Source organism: Protofrankia sp. CiP1_Cm_nod2, assembly GCF_920664355.1.
In the GTDB taxonomy this organism is placed as follows: domain Bacteria; phylum Actinomycetota; class Actinomycetes; order Frankiales; family Frankiaceae; genus Protofrankia.
The window spans coordinates 3,959-4,724 of sequence record NZ_CAKKTL010000074.1; the positions used below are offsets into that span (position 1 = coordinate 3,959).

Genomic DNA, 766 nt, shown 5'->3' on the forward strand with positions numbered 1-766 from the left:
GTGGGCGATTTGGCCCCAGTACTCCATGGCATATGCCTGCGCCGTGTAGGTGCCCTCGTCGTCGTTGATGCGGCCGGGCCAGCCGTCCTGGTTGATGCCGTGTACGAGCCCGCAGACGACGAGAACCACGGCGAGGATGATGATGCTCTGCCAGTGCGCCAGCAACCAGACCGAGATCCGGTCGCGGGCGGCCGTGACGGAGTCGACGAACCCGCCGAACCGACGGCCACGCCGGCTGCCGGCCGGCTCCGTGCCGCTGCCGGTGCCGGTGCCGCGGTCGAGAAGCGGAAGCGTGCTGGTGGTCAAAGAACCCCCTCGAACGACTCGGGGAACTGCGCCCCGGGCGGCGCGAAAACACGCTCGCTTCGCCGTTGGCCCTTGCGTGGTTCAGGGAGCTGAACCTCCGGGAGCTGCCGGATCGGCTCCCGGAGCTCACCGGGTGGCTGCCGGGCCTCCCCGATCGGCTTGGCCGGTCTGGCGGCGACCCCGGTTCCGACGGGAATTCCCGGCCTGGCCGCGATCACTGATTCCGCGGGAATCCCGGACCGGACCGGGACACCGGGCGTGAGAACAGGCTCGCGGTGGCTTCGGAGCGCCGGCCGCGGCACCGCCGGTGTCACCACGTGGTGGGCGCCGACATGCGTCGTCTTCTCCCATTCAAGTTTTCGCTGGAACAGCCGCACGACGGCCCGCAGCGCCGCCAGCGACAGCACGAGCTGGTAGACCGGCGCGCTGGCTATCAGCCGGGCGCTGTCCAGCGGAGTCA

General features: G+C 70.4%; 2 pseudogenes. Both read right to left on the reverse strand.

Annotated elements, in window-relative coordinates:
- A pseudogene (locus NBW84_RS10650) lies at positions 1–306 on the reverse strand (4-amino-4-deoxy-L-arabinose transferase); the annotation flags it as partial.
- Positions 303–766, reverse strand: a pseudogene (locus NBW84_RS10655) (glycosyltransferase family 2 protein); the annotation flags it as partial. The pseudogenes NBW84_RS10650 and NBW84_RS10655, both read right to left, overlap by 4 nt.